The 17,985-nt window shown below is 71.9% G+C and carries 19 protein-coding genes and 1 pseudogene; 3 read left to right on the plus strand and 17 right to left on the minus strand.

Annotation, left to right across the window (positions count from 1 at the left end; genetic code table 11):
• The first annotated feature begins 5 nt into the window (after positions 1 to 5).
• The 3 genes from LOKHON_RS01665 (at position 6) to LOKHON_RS01675 (ending at position 4,284) form a co-directional block, all read left to right on the plus strand.
• Positions 6 to 1,388 carry a pyruvate dehydrogenase complex dihydrolipoamide acetyltransferase gene (locus LOKHON_RS01665; protein ID WP_026147588.1) on the plus strand — a complete coding sequence of 461 codons (1,383 nt, stop codon included), beginning with the start codon at positions 6 to 8 and terminating at the stop codon, positions 1,386 to 1,388.
• Between the two features lie 162 nt (positions 1,389 to 1,550).
• Positions 1,551 to 3,794, plus strand: coding sequence for a pyrroloquinoline quinone-dependent dehydrogenase (locus tag LOKHON_RS01670; protein ID WP_017929451.1), 2,244 nt, complete (start codon positions 1,551 to 1,553; stop codon positions 3,792 to 3,794).
• A 235-nt stretch (positions 3,795 to 4,029) separates the two neighbouring features.
• Positions 4,030 to 4,284, plus strand: coding sequence for a hypothetical protein (locus tag LOKHON_RS01675; RefSeq protein WP_017929452.1), 255 nt, complete (start codon positions 4,030 to 4,032; stop codon positions 4,282 to 4,284).
• Between the two features lie 276 nt (positions 4,285 to 4,560).
• Here LOKHON_RS01675 and cysE read toward each other — a convergent pair whose 3' ends face one another.
• The 17 genes and pseudogenes from cysE to LOKHON_RS01760 form a co-directional block, all read right to left on the minus strand.
• Positions 4,561 to 5,367 (minus strand): serine O-acetyltransferase, encoded by an 807-nt coding sequence (gene cysE, locus LOKHON_RS01680; protein WP_033315656.1) that lies wholly within the window; start codon positions 5,365 to 5,367, stop codon positions 4,561 to 4,563.
• A 59-nt stretch (positions 5,368 to 5,426) separates the two neighbouring features.
• On the minus strand, positions 5,427 to 5,711 hold the full coding sequence (locus LOKHON_RS01685) for a DUF7742 family protein (RefSeq protein ID WP_162561746.1): 285 nt from the start codon (positions 5,709 to 5,711) through the stop codon (positions 5,427 to 5,429).
• A complete protein-coding gene (locus LOKHON_RS01690) occupies positions 5,708 to 9,607 on the minus strand; it encodes a baseplate multidomain protein megatron (protein WP_017929455.1) in 3,900 nt (1,299 codons plus the stop codon). Before LOKHON_RS01690 ends, LOKHON_RS01685 begins: the two co-directional genes overlap by 4 nt.
• Positions 9,607 to 10,167, minus strand: coding sequence for an NlpC/P60 family protein (locus tag LOKHON_RS01695; RefSeq protein WP_017929456.1), 561 nt, complete (start codon positions 10,165 to 10,167; stop codon positions 9,607 to 9,609). The genes LOKHON_RS01690 and LOKHON_RS01695 overlap by 1 nt, the downstream gene beginning before the upstream one ends.
• An 8-nt stretch (positions 10,168 to 10,175) precedes the next feature.
• On the minus strand, positions 10,176 to 11,027 hold the full coding sequence (locus tag LOKHON_RS01700; protein ID WP_017929457.1) for a DUF2163 domain-containing protein: 852 nt from the start codon (positions 11,025 to 11,027) through the stop codon (positions 10,176 to 10,178).
• The gene (locus LOKHON_RS01705) at positions 11,024 to 11,656 is read right to left on the minus strand and encodes a DUF2460 domain-containing protein (protein ID WP_017929458.1); all 633 of its coding nucleotides are present in this window, start codon (positions 11,654 to 11,656) and stop codon (positions 11,024 to 11,026) included. Before LOKHON_RS01705 ends, LOKHON_RS01700 begins: the two co-directional genes overlap by 4 nt.
• A 14-nt stretch (positions 11,657 to 11,670) precedes the next feature.
• On the minus strand, positions 11,671 to 12,309 hold the full coding sequence (locus LOKHON_RS01710; protein WP_017929459.1) for a phage tail tape measure protein: 639 nt from the start codon (positions 12,307 to 12,309) through the stop codon (positions 11,671 to 11,673).
• Positions 12,306 to 12,500, minus strand: a complete 195-nt coding sequence (locus tag LOKHON_RS01715) for a rcc01693 family protein (protein WP_017929460.1) — start codon at positions 12,498 to 12,500, stop codon at positions 12,306 to 12,308. Before LOKHON_RS01715 ends, LOKHON_RS01710 begins: the two co-directional genes overlap by 4 nt.
• Positions 12,500 to 12,811: a gene transfer agent family protein gene (locus LOKHON_RS01720; RefSeq protein WP_026147591.1), complete on the minus strand. Its 312-nt coding sequence runs from the start codon at positions 12,809 to 12,811 to the stop codon at positions 12,500 to 12,502. Before LOKHON_RS01720 ends, LOKHON_RS01715 begins: the two co-directional genes overlap by 1 nt.
• Entirely contained in the window at positions 12,811 to 13,224 is a 414-nt protein-coding gene (locus LOKHON_RS01725) for a phage major tail protein, TP901-1 family (protein WP_017929462.1), read from the minus strand. Before LOKHON_RS01725 ends, LOKHON_RS01720 begins: the two co-directional genes overlap by 1 nt.
• Positions 13,225 to 13,247: 23 nt before the next feature.
• Positions 13,248 to 13,658: a DUF3168 domain-containing protein gene (locus LOKHON_RS01730; RefSeq protein WP_017929463.1), complete on the minus strand. Its 411-nt coding sequence runs from the start codon at positions 13,656 to 13,658 to the stop codon at positions 13,248 to 13,250.
• The gene (locus LOKHON_RS01735) at positions 13,655 to 13,993 is read right to left on the minus strand and encodes a head-tail adaptor protein (protein ID WP_026147592.1); all 339 of its coding nucleotides are present in this window, start codon (positions 13,991 to 13,993) and stop codon (positions 13,655 to 13,657) included. The genes LOKHON_RS01730 and LOKHON_RS01735 overlap by 4 nt, the downstream gene beginning before the upstream one ends.
• Positions 13,990 to 14,586: a head-tail connector protein gene (locus LOKHON_RS01740; RefSeq protein ID WP_017929465.1), complete on the minus strand. Its 597-nt coding sequence runs from the start codon at positions 14,584 to 14,586 to the stop codon at positions 13,990 to 13,992. Before LOKHON_RS01740 ends, LOKHON_RS01735 begins: the two co-directional genes overlap by 4 nt.
• Positions 14,587 to 14,649: 63 nt before the next feature.
• Positions 14,650 to 15,801, minus strand: coding sequence for a phage major capsid protein (locus LOKHON_RS01745; RefSeq protein ID WP_017929466.1), 1,152 nt, complete (start codon positions 15,799 to 15,801; stop codon positions 14,650 to 14,652).
• On the minus strand, positions 15,794 to 16,342 hold the full coding sequence (locus LOKHON_RS01750; protein ID WP_017929467.1) for an HK97 family phage prohead protease: 549 nt from the start codon (positions 16,340 to 16,342) through the stop codon (positions 15,794 to 15,796). Before LOKHON_RS01750 ends, LOKHON_RS01745 begins: the two co-directional genes overlap by 8 nt.
• 11 nt (positions 16,343 to 16,353) lie before the next feature.
• Positions 16,354 to 16,569 carry a GTA head formation protein, RCAP_rcc01685 family gene (locus LOKHON_RS01755; RefSeq protein ID WP_017929468.1) on the minus strand — a complete coding sequence of 72 codons (216 nt, stop codon included), beginning with the start codon at positions 16,567 to 16,569 and terminating at the stop codon, positions 16,354 to 16,356.
• Positions 16,562 to 17,735, minus strand: a pseudogene (locus tag LOKHON_RS01760) (phage portal protein). The gene LOKHON_RS01755 and the pseudogene LOKHON_RS01760 overlap by 8 nt, the downstream one beginning before the upstream one ends.
• Positions 17,736 to 17,985 lie beyond the last annotated feature (250 nt).

A 17,985-nucleotide genomic window follows, 5' to 3' on the forward strand; every position in this document is an offset into this window, starting at 1 on the left:
GAGACATGCCAACGGAAATCCTGATGCCCGCGCTGTCGCCGACCATGGAGGAAGGCACGCTCGCGAAATGGCTGGTCAAGGAGGGTGACACCGTCTCCTCCGGCGACCTTCTGGCCGAGATCGAAACCGACAAGGCGACGATGGAGTTCGAGGCCGTCGACGAAGGCATCGTCGGCAAGATCCTGATCGAAGAGGGCTCCGAGGGGGTGAAGGTCAACACCCCCATCGCCGTGCTGCTCGAAGAGGGCGAGAGCGCCGACGACATCGACAGCTCCACCGCGCCCAAACAGGGCGACGCCGACAGCCACGCCGAACCCGCCACGCCCAAGGCCGAGACATCGCCCGCCAAGGGCTATGGCGATGATGGCGGCGCGGCCCAGCAGAAGTCGTCCGGCGACGGCGAAGCCGCCGCGTCGGGCAGCCCTGCCCCCAAGGGCCGCGATGGCGGCCGCATCTTCGCCTCGCCTCTGGCGCGGCGGATCGCGGCGGACAAGGGTCTCGACCTGAGCCGGATCGAGGGCTCCGGCCCCAATGGCCGCATCGTCAAGGCCGATGTCGAAAACGCCAAGCCGGGCGCGCAGCCCGCCGCCGAAAAAGCCGCCGAAGCCCCCAAGGGCGACGCCGGCAAGGCCCCCGTGGCCGAGCCCGCCGCCCCCGGCGTGCAGGCGGATGCGATCTGCAAGATGTATGCGGACCGGGAGTTCGAGGAGGTCAAGCTCGACGGCATGCGCCGCACCATCGCGGCGCGTCTCACCGAGGCCAAGCAGACCATCCCGCATTTCTACCTGCGCCGCGACATCCGTCTCGACGCGCTGCTGAAGTTCCGCAGCCAGCTCAACAAGCAGCTCGAAAGCCGCGGCGTGAAGCTCTCGGTCAACGACTTCATCATCAAGGCCTCGGCCCTCGCCCTTCAGGCGGTGCCGGATGCCAACGCCGTCTGGGCCGGTGACCGGGTACTCAAGCTGAAACCGTCGGACGTGGCCGTGGCCGTCGCCATCGAGGGTGGTCTCTTCACCCCCGTCCTGCGCGACGCCGAGGCCCGCACCCTCAGCTCGCTCTCGGCGCAGATGAAGGATCTGGCCAAGCGGGCGCGCGACAAGAAGCTCGCCCCGCATGAATACCAGGGCGGCAGCTTCGCGATCTCCAACCTCGGCATGTTCGGCATCGACAATTTCGACGCCGTCATCAACCCGCCGCATGGCGCGATCCTCGCGGTCGGCGCGGGCGTGAAGAAGCCGGTGGTGAACGACGCGGGCGAGATCGAGGTGGCCACCGTGATGTCGGTGACGCTCTCGGTCGATCACCGGGTGATCGACGGCGCGCTCGGCGCCGAGCTTCTCAAGCAGATCGCCGAGGCGCTGGAAAACCCGATGATGATGCTGGCCTGAGGCCCGTTTCGCATCGCGCCTTGAAAGGGCCGCGCTCCGCACCGGGGCGCGGCCCTTTTCATTTCTTCCCCCCGGCCCGCCAAAGGTCCCCCGCCCATGCCCGTTCGGCGGGAACCCGCCTCACGACCTCGCGTTGAGCTGAGGCAAATGTGAGGGAACCCGATGACATACCGTGACAAACAGCCCGGACTGGGGCTTACGCTGATCGCCGGGGCGGTCGCGGTGGTGGCGCTGCTGATCGCCTGGCTCTGGCCCGACAGCGGCGTGGCCGGCAGCACGGGGGCGGCGCTGGCGCTGTTCGGGGCGGTCGCGGTGACGCTCGCCTCGGGGCTCGTGCTGTTCAAATGGATGCCTTTCTGGCTCAACGTCACGCTGAAATGGCTGGTGCTGCTCGGCGCGGCGCTGACGGCGGTGGCGGCCTATTTCCTGATGCAGGACACCGCGATGTGGGCGATGATCCTCGCCACGATCGGCGCCGTCTGGAACCTTGTCTCGCGCAAGGGGCATGACCGCCGCCCGGCCTTTGCGCTCGTCCTGCTCGCCCTGCCGCTTTTGCCCGCGCCGGAGGCGCGCGCGCAGGACTGGCCCGGCTTTCACGGCGACCTGCAGGCCCGCAAATACAGCCCCCTCACCCAGATCACCGACGCGAACGTCCACGAGCTCGAACCCGCATGGGAGATCGAGACCGGCGACGTCTCCGACGGCTCGGGCGAGCTGCCGCAGACCGTGTGGTCGGCCACGCCGGTCTATGCCAACGACACGCTCTATGTCGGCACGCCCTTCTACCGCATTCTCGCGCTCGACCCGGCCACGGGCGAAGAACGCTGGTCCTATGACAGCCAGGCCCGGCTGGAGGCGCTGACCCAGCCCGCGCTCAAGAACCGCGGCGTCACCTACTGGGACACCGGCGCGACCGGCGCCTGCGCGCGCCGCGTCTATATCGGCACGATGGACGCCAAGCTGCACAGCGTCGACGCCGACACCGGCGCCGTCTGCGAGGAATTCGGCGAAAACGGCATTCTCGACGTGAACCAGTGGAACGACACCAATGACCGCTGGCCGCTGTCGCTGTTGCAGCCGCCCGTCGCGCATGATGGCCGCCTGTTCATCGGCTGGGCCGGCAAGGACTGGGAAAGCGCGCAGGCGCCTCCGGGCACCGTCTTCGCGGTCGATGCCGAAACCGGCGAACTCGACTGGACCGTGAACTTCATCCCCAAGGAGCTGTGGGACCGCACCGGCACCGCCAATGTCTGGACCCACATGACCGTCGATCCCGAGCGCGACATCATCTACATGCCGGTCTCCTCGCCTTCGCCCAACTATTATGGCGGCGCGCGCACCGAAGAATTGCCGCTGGCGACATCCGTGACGGCGGTGGACACCAACACCGGCGACATCATCTGGTCGCGCCAGCTCGTGCATCACGACATCTGGGATTACGACACCGGCGCCGCGCCGACGCTCGTCGACATCGAGCGTGACGGCGAAACCATCCCGGCGCTGATCCAGACCTCCAAGCAGGGCATGCTCTACGTGCTCAACCGCGAAACCGGCGAGCCGGTCTTCGGCATGGAGGAACGCCCCGTGCCCGCCTCCGACCTGCCCGGCGAAGTGGCGGCCCCGACCCAGCCCTTCTACGACGTGCCCGCCCCCACCAACACCTCCGACACATGGCCCGGCATCTGGTGGCTCGCGGACCTGACCAGCTTCGGCTATTGCTCCGAGACGCTGGAAAACCTGCGCTACGAGGGGCTGTTCACGCCGCCCACCGCCGAAGGCGGCGGCACGCTGATGTATCCCGGCACCGCGGGCGGCATGCAATGGGGCGGCGGCGCGCTCGATCCGACCACCAACACCTTCTACGTCAACACCCAGAAGGTGGCGCAGATCCTGCGGATGATCCCGCGCGAGGAATACGAGGAGGTCGCGGGCGACAGCGGCGCCGAGCAGGGCTTCTACCCGCAAGAGGGCGTGCCCTACGGCTTCGAGCTGAAGAATTTCCTGACCCCGCTCGGCCTGCCCTGCTGGAAGCCGCCCTTCGGCACGATCCTCGCCTATGATCTCGACACCGGCGAACGGCTCTACGAGCGGCCCTTCGGCATGACCCAGCAATGGGGCTTCTACGCCCCCGAAAGCTGGGGCAGCCCGACCTTGGGCGGCCCGGCGGTGACGGCGGGCGGCGTGATCTTCATCGGCGCCTCGATGGACGCCCATGTCCGCGCGCTCTCGGCGGCGACCGGCGAGGAGCTTTGGAAATGGCGGGTGGAGGCCCCGGCGGTCGCGATCCCGGCGGTCTACGAGCACGAGGGGCGGCAATATGTAAGCTTCGTGGCGGGCGGCAACCCGATCCTCAAGCCGCAGGTGGGCGACCAGCTGATCACCTTCGCGCTGCCGCTGGAGGAATAGCGCCACAGCCGTCCGGGACGACACCGGGCGGGCCCCGGCGGGGCCCGTCTTGCTGCCGATGCGCGCGGCACGGGCGCGCTTCGACGGATCGCTCCGGCGCGCTATCTTGGACAGCTTGATGCTCAGGCGGTCCGGGGATATCTCTGCCGCCCGGATCGACGGGCAGAGAAGCGCGCTGGACGCGCTGGCCCCGACCACTCACCTCCCCCGACCACCCCCGCAAAGGAGCGTTTCCATGGAAGCCAAACTGATCGCCGTCCTCATCCTGTTGCCGGTCGCGGCGGTCGTCATCTATGCGGGCCTGCACGAATACCGGCGCTACAAATCCGAGGGCCGCGCGAATTACGGGCTGGCCTATGACGAAAGGACCGGGACGACCTACGTGACCGGAATCCCCGAGGACGAGGACGCCTACGACCCCGAGGATTTCGATCCCAGCGATTACGACGAGCTGAAGAACAAGAAAGAGGCCGAGGACGACAAGGCGTAACCGGCCCTGCCCCGCCCGGACGCGGCACGCCGGTCTTCAGGTCTGTTTTCGGGCCTTTTCGCGGTCCCGGCGCGCCCCGTCGACCGCGCCGGGGCGAAAGGCTCGGGGCCCGGCGCCCATCTTCGGCGCGATCCGCCGGTCTCGCCCTGTTTCGAAAAACGGCCCCGCGCGACGATCGACGCCCCGCCTTTCGCCATCGCCACGGGTCATGGACCGGGCGGCCGCCGGGCAGCGTTTGAATTCGCCGCCCGGCGCGCGCGCCGCAAGACGGCGCGCCTACTCGCCCTTGAAGGTCTGGTCCATCGACACCGAGGGCTGCGCGCAGCCCGCTTCACCGACGATGCGCGCGGGCACCCCCGCCACGGTCTTGCAGGCCGGGATGTCGATCAGCACCACGGAACCGGCGGCGATGCGCGAGCAATCCCCGATGCGGATATTGCCGAGCACCTTGGCGCCCGCGCCGATCAGCACGCCGTTGCCGATCTTGGGGTGGCGGTCCTGCTCTTCCTTGCCGGTGCCGCCAAGCGTCACGGAATGCAGCATCGACACGTTGTCGCCGACCACCGCCGTCTCGCCGATCACCACCGAATGGGCGTGGTCGATCATCACCCCGCGCCCGATCCGGGCCGCCGGGTGGATGTCGACGCCAAAGGTCTCGGACACGCGCATCTGCACGAAATAGGCGAGGTCGAGCCGCCCCTGTTCCCACAGCCAATGGCCAAGCCGATAGGCTTGGATCGCCTGGTAGCCCTTGAAATAGAACAGCGGCTGCAGGAACCGGTGGCAGGCCGGGTCGCGCTCATAGGTGGCGACGAGATCGGCGCGCGCCGAATTCACCAGCTCGGGCTCGGCGGCATAGGCGCCGTCGATGATCTCGCGCAGGATCTGCGCGCCCATCTCGTCCGACGCCAGCTTGAGCGACAGCCGGTAGGCCAGCGCGCAGGCGAAGCTCTGGTGATGCAGCACGCCGGTATGGATCAGCCCGCCCATCAGCGGCTCGGTCGCGATGGCGTCCTGCGCCTCGCTGCGGATCCGGCTCCAGACCGGGTCGATCTCGGTCAGCTGCGCCTGTGGTGTCGCCATCGCCATGGCCTCCTGATCCCGCGTCCCTGTCCGCCCAAGATAGGGCCCCATGGCCAAGATCAAAGCCCGGCGGCTGCGTCAAGAGCGTCGAGCAGCTGCCGCAGCGCCGATCGCGCCCCCCGCCCGAACGAAGGCGGCAGCGGCGCGGCCGGGTGGCGCAGCGCCGCCGCCATCAGCGATCCGTCGCCCCACAAGGGGTGCGCGCGGCCCATCCGCTTGCGCCACGCATCCGCCGCGCGGGCCTCGCCGACGATCCGCGCGGCGAGATCGGCGCGCGCGCCGGGCGGCACCGACAACAGCGCCGCGACGCCGCGATCGAGGCATCCGGGCAGCACCGGCCTCATGGCGTCACCGTGAGCGTGGCGAAGGGCCCGGCCCCGAACGCGTCCGAGATCTGCGCCACCTGCACCGCCAGCGGCTCCGCCGCCCCGTCGGCGAGACGCGCGGCGGCGGTGTAGCGATAACGCGGCGCCCCGACCTCCGCCTCGCGCAGCAGCACGCCGCCCGCGACGATCCGCAAAAGATACGCCTCGCGCCCCTCGTCGAGCGGCACCTCGCGCCCCTCCCACCCATCGGCGCCGCTGCGCGCCCGCCGGATCCACGAGATCGCCAGGTCATCGCCATCCGCGCGCGCCCGCAGATGCACCGGCGCATAGGGCCTGAGCCCGATGCCCGCGAAGGCGCGGATCTCGTGGCGCCAGCTCGGATCGGTCAGCGGGCGGCGCGCCGGGCCGTAACGGTAATGCCGCTCCAGCCCGCGCGCCGCCTGCGGCAGATCGACCTGCCGCGGCGCCCCGTCGAGCAGCACGAAGCGGCTGCCCGCGGGCCAGACATCCGGCATCACCGCATCGGTGCCCGCCTGCCCCCTGAGCCGCAGCGACACATCATAGACGCCGGGCGCGACCGGCTCGGCCCGCGCGAATTGCAGCAGCTCCCAATGATCGCTCTCTCCGTCACCGATCGCCGCGAGATTGGCCCCCGACAACAGCGCCGCCTGGGTCGCGCCGGTCAATCGCCCCTGCGCCAGCCGCACCCGGAGCGCCGGGCCGCGATCCCACAGCCCCGCAGGCGCCGGCCCGAGCGCGGTCAGCGTCGTGCCGATCGTCGCCGCCAGCGGCTGCACGAGCTGCAACCGGTGATCGGCATCCTCGACGCCCGAGACCAGCGCCACCGCGCCGGGCCACGGATTGGCCGTGGCGGCGAAATGCGGCGCGTGCGGCGCCTCCGCCCCGGTCAGGAGCGGCAGGTCGAGAAACACGCCCTCGACCGGCACGGGCGGCAGGTAGGCCCCGGGCTGTTCGGTCTCGTCCGCGGCGGGGGCCGGAAGATAGGGCGCGGGCGCGCAGCGCACCGCCTCGATCTGCGCATGGGCGGTGCGCTCCAGCCGGTCGATGCGCCAGCCGCCGCCCGGCGCGCCCGCGATCTCCACCACGTCGCCCGCCCCGAGCGGATGCGCCGAGGGCGGCAGCGCGAAACCGGCGGTCTCGCGCCCGAGCCGCGTCTCCGCCAGCCAGCGCGCGGCGATGGCCTGCGCCTCGCCCCGGCACAGCACCATCGGCAGCTCCGCCGTCTCGACATGGCGCGGCGCATGGCCCGGCAGCGCCGCCTCGACGCTGCCCGCCGCCCCGGTTTCCGCCGCGACATAGCCCAGCCGCACCCGGTCGGGCAGCGCGGCCTCGCCATCGCGCGCGATCTCGACCACCGGCGCCTCGGGCGCCACGCGCGCAAGCCCGCCGGGGTCGAGCACCGCGTCGGCCCGCCCGTCGCGGCTGCGAAACACCAGCACCCCGTCGCGCTCCACCGCGTCGAACCCATGCGCCAGCATCAAGGGCTGCAACAGCGCCCGCGCGCTTTGCACCCCTTGCGCGACATAGCCCCGCACGAGCCCATGCAGCCGCGAGGTGTCGATCGCCGTCACACCGGCCCCGGCGCAGATCTCGGCCACCACCGAGGCAAGGTCGCGATGCGCCGTCCGCCCGGTGATCCAGTGCCCGCGCGCCCAGTTCGCGCCGTCGTTCCAGACCTCCGCCAGCCCCGGAAACCACGGATAGGGCCGCAAATCCCACGCCCAGACCAGCATCCGTTCGGTGTCGAGCATCGGGCCGCCATAGACGACCGAGACCGGGTTCGCGGCGGGGTCGGCGAAATGGCGATGCACCGCGCGCAGGTACTGCATCTGGATCAGCTCGTCGCGATGGCCGCGCGACTGATGGGGCCGCGCCGATTCCGAGGATTTGGGATCGAGGAACTTGTTGGGCTGGTTGGTGCCCCGGTCGATGGCGGCGCAGCCCAGCTCGGTGAAGCGGATCGGCTTCATCCCCGGCTGCCACGCGGTCGGCGCGGCCTGCCGCACCCCGTCGATCCGGTCGTGATGGGCATTGCCCCACCAGCCCTTCAGATCCTTGTAGCGCCAGACCCACGGCTCGCCGTCGCCATCGCTGATCGGCGTGCGGATCTGCGCCGCGCGCGCCTCGGGCGAATGATAGTACCAGTCATGGCCCTCGCCCCCCGCCACGTTGCCCGCGAGGTAGTCGAGATCGTAAATCGAGCGGTGATCGGTGGCGTCGAGATGATCCACCCCGTCGCGCCAGTCCGACAGCGGCATGTAGTTGTCGATGCCGATGAAGTCGATCTCCGGGTCGGCCCAGAGCGGGTCGAGATGGAACCGCTTGGTCGCCCCGCCCGGCTGGTGGCCGTGATATTCCGACCAGTCGGCGGCATAGGAGAGCTTGACCCCCGGCCCGAGAATACCGCGCACCTGCGCCGCCAGGTCGCGCAGCGCCGCCACCGCCGGGTAGCCGTCATCCGCGCCCCGGATCGTGGTCAGCCCGACCATTTCCGAGCCGATGCAGAACGCCTCGACGCCGCCCGCCATGGCGCAAAGATGCGCCTGGTGCAGCACGAAGCGTCTCAGCCCCCAATCCTCGGGGCCGTGATAGGCCGGGCCGTCCGGCGTGATCGTGAAATCCTCCGCCCGCGCCGTGCCGAAAAACGCCGCGACCTCGGCCTCGGCCCCGGCCGTGCGGTCGGTGGTGCCGGGCTGGCCCGGCGCGATGGCGGTGGTGATCCGCCCGCGCCATGGCAGCGGCGCCTGCTCGGCCCCGCCATGCGGGTCGGGCAGGCCGTTGCCCGGCAGCCGGTCCATCAGGATGAACGGGTAATACGTCACCTCAAGCCCGCGCGCGGCCATGGCGCGGATCGCCTCGATCACGGCGCGGTCCGACGGCGTGCCGCCATAGACGGGCCGGTCCTCGATCCGAGGCACCGCCATGGCATCCGCGCGCACCAGCCCCGAGACATGCCACGGCATCTCCTCGCCATCATCCTCGCGCTGTTCGACCTTGGGCCGGATCGTGCAGTGCCCGGCGCGCAGGTCGTCGCCGAACCACGACACCACGAGCGACGCGGCGCGGCAGTCGGGCAGCTCCTCGACCAGGTCGTCGAGCGCGGCCTCGGCGTCGCTCGGCCCGGACGGCCCGTGCCGGTTGGCGGGGCGGCGTTCGCCGAAACCGGTGGCGACATGCACCGGCGTCGTCGCCAGACCGTATTCGCCGGTGCCCGGAATGACCGCGACGCCGCGCACCAGCCGGGCGAGATCCTCGGCCCCGGCGGGGTCCGCGACATCGGCGGGGCGCAGCACCTCGAAGGAGAACTGCGGCACCCGGTTGCCGAACCGCGCGAGATCGAGATCCTCGATCACCACATAGGCCAGCCCGCGATAGGCGGGGGCGCGGCCGATGCCCTCCACCGCCTCGATCTTGGGGTCGGGGCGCTGGTCCTCGTGCCCCTCGTAGAGCCGCCATGCGATCTCCTCGCGGCCCAGCTCGACCCCGTCGGCCCAGATCCGCGCGATGCGGCGCACCGGCCCCTCGCACAGCCCGATGGCAAGGCTCACCGCATAGGAATATTCGGTGATCTCGGGGCGCGGCGCGCCCTTGCCGCCGCCGCTCGTGGCGCTGCGTTCCTCGAACTCCGAGGCCCAGATCACCTGCCCGCCGATCCGCATCCGGCCCCAGAGCCGGGCGATCGGCGCGCCCTCGCCCGCGCCGGTCAGGCGGAACCGGTCGATCCGCCCCGTCTCGACCGGGTCGGCGCCCGCGCCCAACAGCCGCGCGTCGATCGCGCGGCCCAGCGCGGCGCCCCCCGCGCGGCCCCAGACCGCGCCCGACAGGCCCAGAACGCTGCCGCCCGCCGCGCCGCCAAGCGCCATGCCCGCGGCTCCGAACATGATGGTCGCCATCAGCCGATCCTTTCCGTCAATGCGAAACAGGCGGCGATGCGCCGCCGCCATGGCGGGGTCAGCGGGCTTTCGACCACGCCGTGCCCCTCATAGGCATGGATGAAGCTCGGCCCGCCCCCTTGCGCGGCCATCACCCCCAGATGCCGCGCCGCCGCGCCACGGCGCAGCCGGAACAGCAGAAGATCGCCCGGCCCCGCCGCCTCCGGCGCGATCTCGCGCAGGTGCCGCCGCGCCGCGTCGCGCAGGATTTCGCGGGCGGACGCCTCATGGCGCGGATAGGCGGGCACCGCTTCGGGCGCCGCCCCCGCCAGCGCCACCCAGACGCCGCGCACCAGGCCGAGGCAATCGCAACCCGCCCCGCGCCGCGCCGCGCCATGCAGATAGGGCGTGCCGATCCAGCGCCGCGCCTCGGCCACGACCTTGCCGCGTGCCTCCGGCACGACCCTGCCGCGCGCCTCCGGCACGACCCTGCCGCGCGCCTCCGGCACGACCTTGCCGCGCGCCTCCGGCACGACCCTGCCGCGCGCCTCCGGCACGACCCTGCCGCGCGTCTCCGGCATGGGGCCGCTCACCCCGCCGCCCCGCGCGGCACCGCCATCAGCCAGTCTTCGCCCGGCAGATGCGGAAAGCCGCGAAAGTTCAGGAAGTTGTCGAACTTGATCCGGCAGGTCTCGGCCCGCTTATCGCAGCCCGCAACCAGCCGCAGCGCCGTGCCGGGCGCAAGCGCGACCCCGATCGGGCGCCACAGCTCGACGATCCGCGCACCCGCCTCGATGCGGTCCTCGCGGATCGGCGCGGACAGCCCGGCGCCGGGCCCGTCCAGCACCTCGACCCGGCCTTGCGCGAACCAGCCCGGCGCCGGGCCGTCCGGCCAGTCGAAGCGCAGCCGCGCGCCCGTCGCCATGTCCAGCATCCGCTCGACCGCGATCCCCGGCTGCCCGGCATCGACGCCGCAGCGCGCATCGCCAAAGCTCGCGTCGCAGCGCGGCTGGTAGACCCGCCCCGAAGGCCGGTTCAGCAGGTCCGACAGCCCGCGCAGCTCGGCCCGGAACAGACCGCCCTCGCGGCGGATCTCGCCCAATTGCCCCCGGAACTCCAGCACCCGCTCCTCCGGCGCGGCCCAGTTGACGCGCCAGATCCGCAAGCCCGCCCCGTCGAGCCGGCCTTGGGCGATCTCGGCCTCGGTCACGCCCGCATCCGAAATCGCGCCCAGCGCCTCGCCTGTGTCGGCGGCCAGCCCCGCGCCCTGCACCAGCGCGCTGGCGCTCAGCCCCGTCTCGGGCCGAAAGTCGATGCCGTCGAAGGACAAGGGCCGGTCGTGATCGGTAAAGCCGCGCACAAGCCCGTCGGCCCGCTCCAGCGCCCAGGCCCGGCAGATCGTGGTGACACCGCCCGAAAGATGGTTCGCGAACCCGCTCATAACCGGATCTCCACCACCGGGATCTCGGGCACGCTGCCCGCCGCGAAGCTCGCCGCCGAGCCGATCAGCGTTTCGGTGTCGAACCGCACCGGCACGTCGAATTCGAACCCCGCCGTGATCACCGCGCCCACCGCGGGCGGCAGGTCGAAAGTCACGAGGCCGGTGGCGTGATCGACCGAAACCCCCGCCCCTTCGACCACCGGATCGCCATCGACCGCGATGCGCACGCTGCCCGCGACCGGCTTGGCGATCGGGCGCAGATAGGGGTCGGGCCCGTCGCCATAGCGTTTGACCAGCGCAAAGCCGGTGGTCGCGTCGTCGCCCAGGCCGATCTGCTGGTCGAGCGGGCCGATGGGGCGCCGCCCCGGCGCGGAGCGCCAGTCGAGCCAGTCCTTCCAGCGAAACCCGTGCAAGGGCCCGCGCCGCGCCTCGAAAAAGCCGAGCACCGCCTCGACATCCTCGATCGCGCGCAGGCCGATCCCGGCGTCATAGCGCCGGCGCGACTGTGACCAGGGGGTGTTGCGCTCCTCGAACCCGTTGGCCAGCGTCACGATTTCGGTGCGCCGTTCCGGCCCGCCTGTGGCGCCGAAGCTGACCGCCGCGGGAAATCTCACGTCGTGGAATGCCATGATCTGCGTCCTTTTCACCTGTCGCGGCGGCCGCGATCGACGGCGCGCGCGATCTGCGCCGCCACCTGCCCGCGCGACCGCTGAAAGCTCTGGGCGTCGGGCGTGGCGATGTTGACCGTCACCCGGACGGCGCCGCCCTGCGCCCCCGCCGCGACGCCGAGCCGCCCGTCGGGGCCGCGCGACAGCGGCAGGATCGCCTCTGGCCCCGCCTCGCCCATCAACCCGGTGCCGCCGCGCATCGGAAAGGCCACCGGCCCCGACACCACGCCGCCGCGCGCGAAAGGCGTCACCCGCCCGCCCGAAAACGCCCCGCCATCGGCAAAGGGCATCAGCCCCGCCACCAGCCCGTTCACCCCCCGCGCCAGCGCCCCGCCAAGCCGGCCCGTCACGGGCCGCATGGCGGTGCCATAAACGGTGTCCGACATCGTCCCCGCCAGCCCCTTCAGCGCGCCGCCCGGCGAGCGGCCTTCGAACAGCACGCCGTCGATGGCGCGGCGGATGCCGCCCGCGAACCCGCGCTCCAGCCGCCCCAGGTCGCGCGTCGTCTCGTGGATGCCGTCGCGCATCCGCGCCAGTTCGCGCGAGAAGCTTTCTGCGACGTTGCCCGTCTCCTCCATGGCGCGTTCCAACGCCTCGAACTCGTCCTCAGTCATGATCCCTCCTTGCCCGGATCGTCCGGGTAGGCGCGGCACAGCTCCATCAGCCGCGCCCGCCCCATCGGCGCCGGGGCCGCCGGGCCCAGCATCAGCCGCAGCTCGGCAGGCGTGAGCGCCCAGAATTCGGACGGGCGGAGCCCCAGCCCGCAGATGCCCGCCCGCATCATCGCCGCCCAGTCGAGCCGCATCACCCCGGCCCGCCGAAGGCGCGCGCGACCAGCACGGCCGCGAGCCGCGCCGCCTCGACCGGGCCGCCCTCGATCTCGGTCGCCACGAGATCGGCGGCCCGGCCCGGCCAGCCGCCGCCGCGAAGCCCCGCGACGATCAATGCGGCCACGTCGCGGGCCGACACCTCCGCCTCCAGCCGGGCCACCAGCGCCGCGATGCTGTCCTCGCCCAGGCTCTCCTCCAGCTCGGCCAGCGCGCCGAGCGTGAGCTTCATCACCCGGCGGCGCCCGTCGAGGATCACCGCCACCTCGCCGCCATGCGGGTTGGCGATCACAGCGCCGCCTCGAAGCGCAGCGGCCCGGCCGAGACCAGCGCGATCTCGAAGCTGGCCTCGCCGTCATGGCTGCCGGCGTAATCGATCGAAGCGATCTGGAACGCGCCGGTCATGGTGCCGAAATCCGGGATCACCACCTGGAATTCCGGCGTGTCCCCGTCGAAGAAGATCTGCCGGGCGCGGGCATCGGTCGTGGCGTCGCGAAACACGCCCGAGCCGGAAATGGCGGCGCTGCGCACGCCCGCGCCGCCCAGCACCTCGCGCCAGCCGCCAGACCCCAGATGGGTCACGTCGACGCTTTGCGCATTGAGCGAGAGCCGCGTCGCGCGCAGCCCCGCCATGGTTTCGAACAGCCCGTCGCCGGTCATGTCGATCTTGAGCAGGAGATCCCTGCCGTTCTGAGCCGCCATCGCGCGCCCTCCCTTGCTGTGTTTCAGCCCTCGTCGCTGCGCGCCCGAAAGGTGAGATCCACCCGCCGCGCATCGCCGCTGCCGCTTCGCCGCGCCCGCGCCCGCACGAACCAGATCCCCACCAGCCGCCCGCGCGCCAGATCCGGCGGCGGCCCCGACAGCGCGTCGCAGATCGCCGCCGCCGCCCGCTTGGCGGCGCGAAACCCCGCCGCGTCGCCGATCACGCTGATGGTGAAATCATGCGCCGCCCCCGCCGCCGTGGCGTCGGAGCGGTCGCGCGCCTTGTCCGCCCCCAGCACCGCGTAGAGCGGCGGCAGCGGTCCGGCGGGCAGCGCGTCGTAGATCGCATCGCCCAACAGGTCGGTCAGGGGCGCATGCGCCGTCAGGCGGGCATGGATCGCCACCTGCAGCGCCTCGGCCATCGCGTAGCTCATCGCGCCACCTCCTCCTCGGCCTCGCAGACGAGGTATCGCCCGTCCGCGTCCCATTCGCGCACCGCGCGGATCGCGAAGATCCTGCCGCCCTCGCGGAACCGCTGTTCGGGCGCGGGGCGCATCGACGATCCCGGCGGCGCGGCGCGCAGCGTGATCCGCAAAAGCACCCGGCTCAGCGCCGCGCCGCCGCCGTCGAGATCGCGGCCCGAGCGGGCCTCGATCCGCGCCCAGATCATGCCCAGCGCGATCCAGCCCGGCGCGAAACCGCCCGCCCCGTCGGGCTGGCGCAGCGGCGCCTCCAGCACCAGCGCCCGGTTCAAGCGCACCGGTTTCATGCGCCGCGCCCCGACAGCCGCAGGGCGCGGAACCGTTCGGTCAGCGCCGTGACCCCGAACGGCATGCAGCCCGGCCCGAGCCCGGTGTCGTGGCGGTATTCGTGGTAATGCGCGGCCAGCATCATCACCGCCTGCGCCAGGTCGGCGGGCATGTCGGCCCAGCCCGGGCCGAACCCCGCCTCGAACGCGATCCGCGCGACCCCGCCCGAAGGGATCTCGGGCAGCGCCGCCGACAGCGGCTCCAGCCGCGGGCGCGCGTCGTCATGCAGCGCGCGCCAGCGCCCGCTGGGCACCGGCACCGCCACGCCCTGCGCGTCCACCATGTCGAACCCCGTCACCGCCCGCAGCGGCGCGACCGGGAGCGCCACATGCCCCGCATCGCGCCAGCGCGCCAGCTCAAGCGCAAAGCCGCGCGCCAGCAGCACCTTGCCGGTGCGCGCCTCGATCGCGGCGATCGCGGCGCGCAGGAACCCCGCAAGGCCCGCATCCTGCAGCCCGTCCTCGGCAAAGCCGGTCCCGAGCCGCAGATGCGCGCGAAAGCCTTCGATCGGCAACGCCGCCTCGGGCACAGCGCCCGTTTCGATCAGTCTCATCACCCGTCCTTTCGCGGTCGCAGGAAAGGCGCCGGGCCACCGCCATGGCGGCCCGGCGCGTCCTCAGGCGATGCCGAACTTCAAAAGCTTGATCGCCGCGAAATCGCTCACCGCGCCGCCGACCCGCTTGGTCGCGTAGAACAGCACATGCGGCTTGGCCGAGAACGGATCGCGCAGCACCCGCAGGTCGGGCCGCTCGGCGATGGTGTAGCCCGCCTCGAAATTGCCGAAGGCCAGCGCGCAGGCGTCATTCGCGATGTCGGGCATGTCCTCGGCGATCAGCACCGGGTAGCCCAGGAGCCGCGCGGGTTCCCCCGCCGACAGCCCGTCGGTCCACAGGAACCGGCCATCGGCGTCCTTGAGCTTGCGCAGGGCACCGGCGGTGCGCGAATTCATCACGAAGCGCGCGCCCGCGCGGTATGGCGCGCCGAGGCTGTAGACGAGGTCGATCACCGCGTCGGCGGGGTTGGTGGCGTCGAAATCGCCCGCCGTGCCGGTGGCGACATAGCCCAGATTGCCCCAGCTCCAGCCATCATCGTCGATGCTGGGATAGTCGAGAATGCCGCGCGGCTTGTCCACGCCGTCGCCCGACACGAAGGCCGCGGCCTCCGAGCGCGCGAAGGTGTCGGCGATGCGCCCCGCGAGCCAGCCCTCGATGTCGAAAGCGCTGTCGTCCAAGAGCCGCTGCGACGCCTTGGGCAGCGCCGACAGCTCGTGCAGCGGGATGGTGATGCGGTCGATCTGCGGCGTCCCGGTCTCGGTGCGCGCCGCCGTTTCCCCGGCCCAGCCGGCACCCGGCTCGGCATGGTCGATCAGCACGTCATACGACCCCGCATCCACCGCGACGACGCAGGCCACGGCCCGCAACGAGGCGGTCGCGCCCAGCACGCCGCGCACCCGGTCGGCGGTCTGCGGATCGACCAGGTAGCCGCCATCGGCGGCGACGGTCGTGCTCATCGCCTTGCCTTCGAGCCCGAGACCGCGCAGCCCGTCATCCTCGCCGGTGCGCAGATAGGCGCCGAAGGCGGCGCGGTGCGGCTGGCCTTCGGCCTTGGCCTCGAGAGCGGGGCGCGCGGCAAGCGCGGTCTTGCGGTCCAGTCTGGTCATCCGGTCGTCCTGTGCCTTGAGTGTCGTTCGCATCTCGGCCGAAAAGCGGCCCAGCTCCTCCATCAGCCCGCCGATCTCGCGGCCGAGCCCGTCATCATCGTCACGCATCGCGTTCCCCCTCTTTTCCCCTGAGCGCCGCGCGCGCGGCGCGGATCTTCGCGGCAAGCGCGCCGTCATGTTTCGCGCCCACCCGCGCCTCGCGCAGCATCGGGAAGGTCACGAGCGACACCTCCCAAAGCTCCAGCTCGGTCAGCCTGCGATGCGCGCCGTCCTTGCGGGCGCGCCGCGTGCGGTAGCCGATCGACAGCCCGTCGATCGCCCCCGCCGCCACCAGCGCCGCCGCCTCGCGGCCCTGCGCCACCTCCGTGAGCATCCGGCCCCTGACCCAAAGCCCGGTGGCGTCCTCGCGCACCTCGTCCCAGACGCCGATCGGGCGCGAAGGGTCGTGCTGCCACAGCATCCGCACCCGGCCGCCACAGCCCTCCAGGCGTTTGAGCGAGGCGGCATAGGCCCCCGGCTCGACCACGTCGCCGCCCTGATCGGGCTTGCCGAAGACCGAGGCATAGCCGGAAATCTCCGCCCCCTCGCCGATCTCCAGCGGCCCGGCGCCCGCCGTGCCGCCTGCGCAGAACTTGCGTTCCAGCTCCATCATTTCCTCCCTCAAAGACCCACGATGCCCTGCGCCGCCTGCGCGCCGATGGCGGCGACCACGCCGTAGACGGCGAGCCAGAGCCGGCGCTCCAGCCGTTCCATCACCGCCTCGATCCGCTCCAGCGTCGCGGCAACCTGCGCGAACTGAAGCGCCACGAGCCGCTCATGCGCCTCGATCCGCATCCCCGGCGCGCAGGCGAAGTGGTGGTCGCGCAGATCATCCATCCGAGCCGACCTCGCGCGCGGGCAGGCCCAGCAGCGCGCGTTTCTCCGCATCCGTCAGGAACAGCGCCTCCGAGACCCGCCGCCACTGGCCGTCACGCTCGGCGGCCAAGGCGGGCACCTGGTCGAGATCGACGCGCAGATCGAACCGCTCGCCGCCGAAATCCGACAGCCATTCGGCCAGCGCCCCCGCCACGCGCGCCATCAGCGGCAGCACGGTCAGGCGGTAGAAGGCGCGGTTGGCCTCCTGGTAATTGGCGTAGGTCGCATCGCCCGGTATCCCGAGGATCATCGGCGGCACCCCGAAGGCCACCGCGATCTCGCGCGCCGCCGCTTCCTTGGTCTTCTGAAACTCCATGTCCGACGGGCTGAACCCCATCGGCTTCCAGTCTAGCCCGCCTTCGAGCAGCATCGGGCGTCCGGCATTGCGCGCGCCCTGGTGCTGGCTCTCCATCTCCTCGACCAGACGGTCGTATTGATCCGGCGTCAGCCCGGCCTGACCGTCGGCGCCGCGATAGACGATGGCGCCCGACGGGCGCGCGGCGTTGTCCAACAGCGCCTTGGACCAGGCCGAGGCGGCGTTGTGCACGTCGATCGCCGTCGCCGCCGCCGACAGCGGCGAGAGGCCGTAATGATCGTCCTGCGGGTGAAAGCTCTTGATGTGGCAGATGGGCGAGACGCCGTCTTCGACCGCGAAGCGGTGCTTGCGCCCGCCCACGGTGTATTCATAACCCACCGGCCAGCCATCGGCGCCGGGCACCAGCGATACCCGGTCCGAGCGCAGAACATGCAGCTCGAACGGCAGCGCGTCGGTGCCGACCGCCTCGACATAGCCGTTGCCGGTGAGCAGGATCTGCCCGACCAGCGCCTCGATCAGCTCGGCCCGGCCCTGACCGGGATTGGGCCGCGCCAGAAGCGCCAGCGCCGGGTGGTCGTCATAACGGCGGCCCCGGTCCTGCAACATCAACGGCAGCGCCGCCGCCGCCTCGGAAATCAGCCGCACCGCGCGAAACCCCGACCGGGTTGCCGACGAACCCCGCCCGGGTCAGCGACACCGTGTCCCGCGCGCTCCACGCCGGTCGCCCCGCGCCGGGCCAGGCAAGGCACCGCCCCGCCGCCGAAGCCTTGGCCTCCGGCGCCCCCTTGTCGCGCTTGAAGAACTCGAACATTGCCGCCCCCCGCTGGTCGCCCTCTCGTCTTGGGCAGGAGAATGGCAGGGCGCGGTTGGGAAATCGGGAACGGGGCGTGCGGTGGTCCGGGGGGCGCGCAACACCCCCTGTGCGCGGGGGCGCGCGACATCCCCTGTGCGCGGGGGCGCGCGACATCCCCTGTGCGCGGGGGCGCGCAACACCCCGGTTCGGAGGGGGCTGCCGCCCCCGCCGCGTGCCGCGGCCCCCCGCGCGTATTTGGAGAATGGTG

The sequence above is a fragment of the Limimaricola hongkongensis DSM 17492 genome, assembly GCF_000600975.2.
In the GTDB taxonomy this organism is placed as follows: domain Bacteria; phylum Pseudomonadota; class Alphaproteobacteria; order Rhodobacterales; family Rhodobacteraceae; genus Limimaricola; species Limimaricola hongkongensis.

Coding starts and splice junctions, on each gene's coding strand:
- LOKHON_RS01750 (WP_017929467.1), bottom strand. CDS start 16,342: ATGGAGCTGGAACGCAAGTTCTGCGCAGGCGGCACGGCGGGCGCCGGG.
- LOKHON_RS01740 (WP_017929465.1), bottom strand. CDS start 14,586: ATGAGACTGATCGAAACGGGCGCTGTGCCCGAGGCGGCGTTGCCGATC.
- LOKHON_RS01700 (WP_017929457.1), bottom strand. CDS start 11,027: ATGAGCGGGTTCGCGAACCATCTTTCGGGCGGTGTCACCACGATCTGC.
- LOKHON_RS01675 (WP_017929452.1), top strand. CDS start 4,030: ATGGAAGCCAAACTGATCGCCGTCCTCATCCTGTTGCCGGTCGCGGCG.
- LOKHON_RS01725 (WP_017929462.1), bottom strand. CDS start 13,224: ATGGCGGCTCAGAACGGCAGGGATCTCCTGCTCAAGATCGACATGACC.
- LOKHON_RS01710 (WP_017929459.1), bottom strand. CDS start 12,309: ATGACTGAGGACGAGTTCGAGGCGTTGGAACGCGCCATGGAGGAGACG.
- LOKHON_RS01685 (WP_162561746.1), bottom strand. CDS start 5,711: ATGAGGCCGGTGCTGCCCGGATGCCTCGATCGCGGCGTCGCGGCGCTG.
- LOKHON_RS01755 (WP_017929468.1), bottom strand. CDS start 16,569: ATGGATGATCTGCGCGACCACCACTTCGCCTGCGCGCCGGGGATGCGG.
- LOKHON_RS01730 (WP_017929463.1), bottom strand. CDS start 13,658: ATGAGCTACGCGATGGCCGAGGCGCTGCAGGTGGCGATCCATGCCCGC.
- LOKHON_RS01665 (WP_026147588.1), top strand. CDS start 6: ATGCCAACGGAAATCCTGATGCCCGCGCTGTCGCCGACCATGGAGGAA.
- LOKHON_RS01695 (WP_017929456.1), bottom strand. CDS start 10,167: ATGCCGGAGACGCGCGGCAGGGTCGTGCCGGAGGCGCGCGGCAGGGTC.
- LOKHON_RS01705 (WP_017929458.1), bottom strand. CDS start 11,656: ATGGCATTCCACGACGTGAGATTTCCCGCGGCGGTCAGCTTCGGCGCC.
- LOKHON_RS01715 (WP_017929460.1), bottom strand. CDS start 12,500: ATGCGGCTCGACTGGGCGGCGATGATGCGGGCGGGCATCTGCGGGCTG.
- LOKHON_RS01690 (WP_017929455.1), bottom strand. CDS start 9,607: ATGGCGACCATCATGTTCGGAGCCGCGGGCATGGCGCTTGGCGGCGCG.
- LOKHON_RS01670 (WP_017929451.1), top strand. CDS start 1,551: ATGACATACCGTGACAAACAGCCCGGACTGGGGCTTACGCTGATCGCC.
- LOKHON_RS01735 (WP_026147592.1), bottom strand. CDS start 13,993: ATGAAACCGGTGCGCTTGAACCGGGCGCTGGTGCTGGAGGCGCCGCTG.
- LOKHON_RS01745 (WP_017929466.1), bottom strand. CDS start 15,801: ATGCGTGACGATGATGACGGGCTCGGCCGCGAGATCGGCGGGCTGATG.
- cysE (WP_033315656.1), bottom strand. CDS start 5,367: ATGGCGACACCACAGGCGCAGCTGACCGAGATCGACCCGGTCTGGAGC.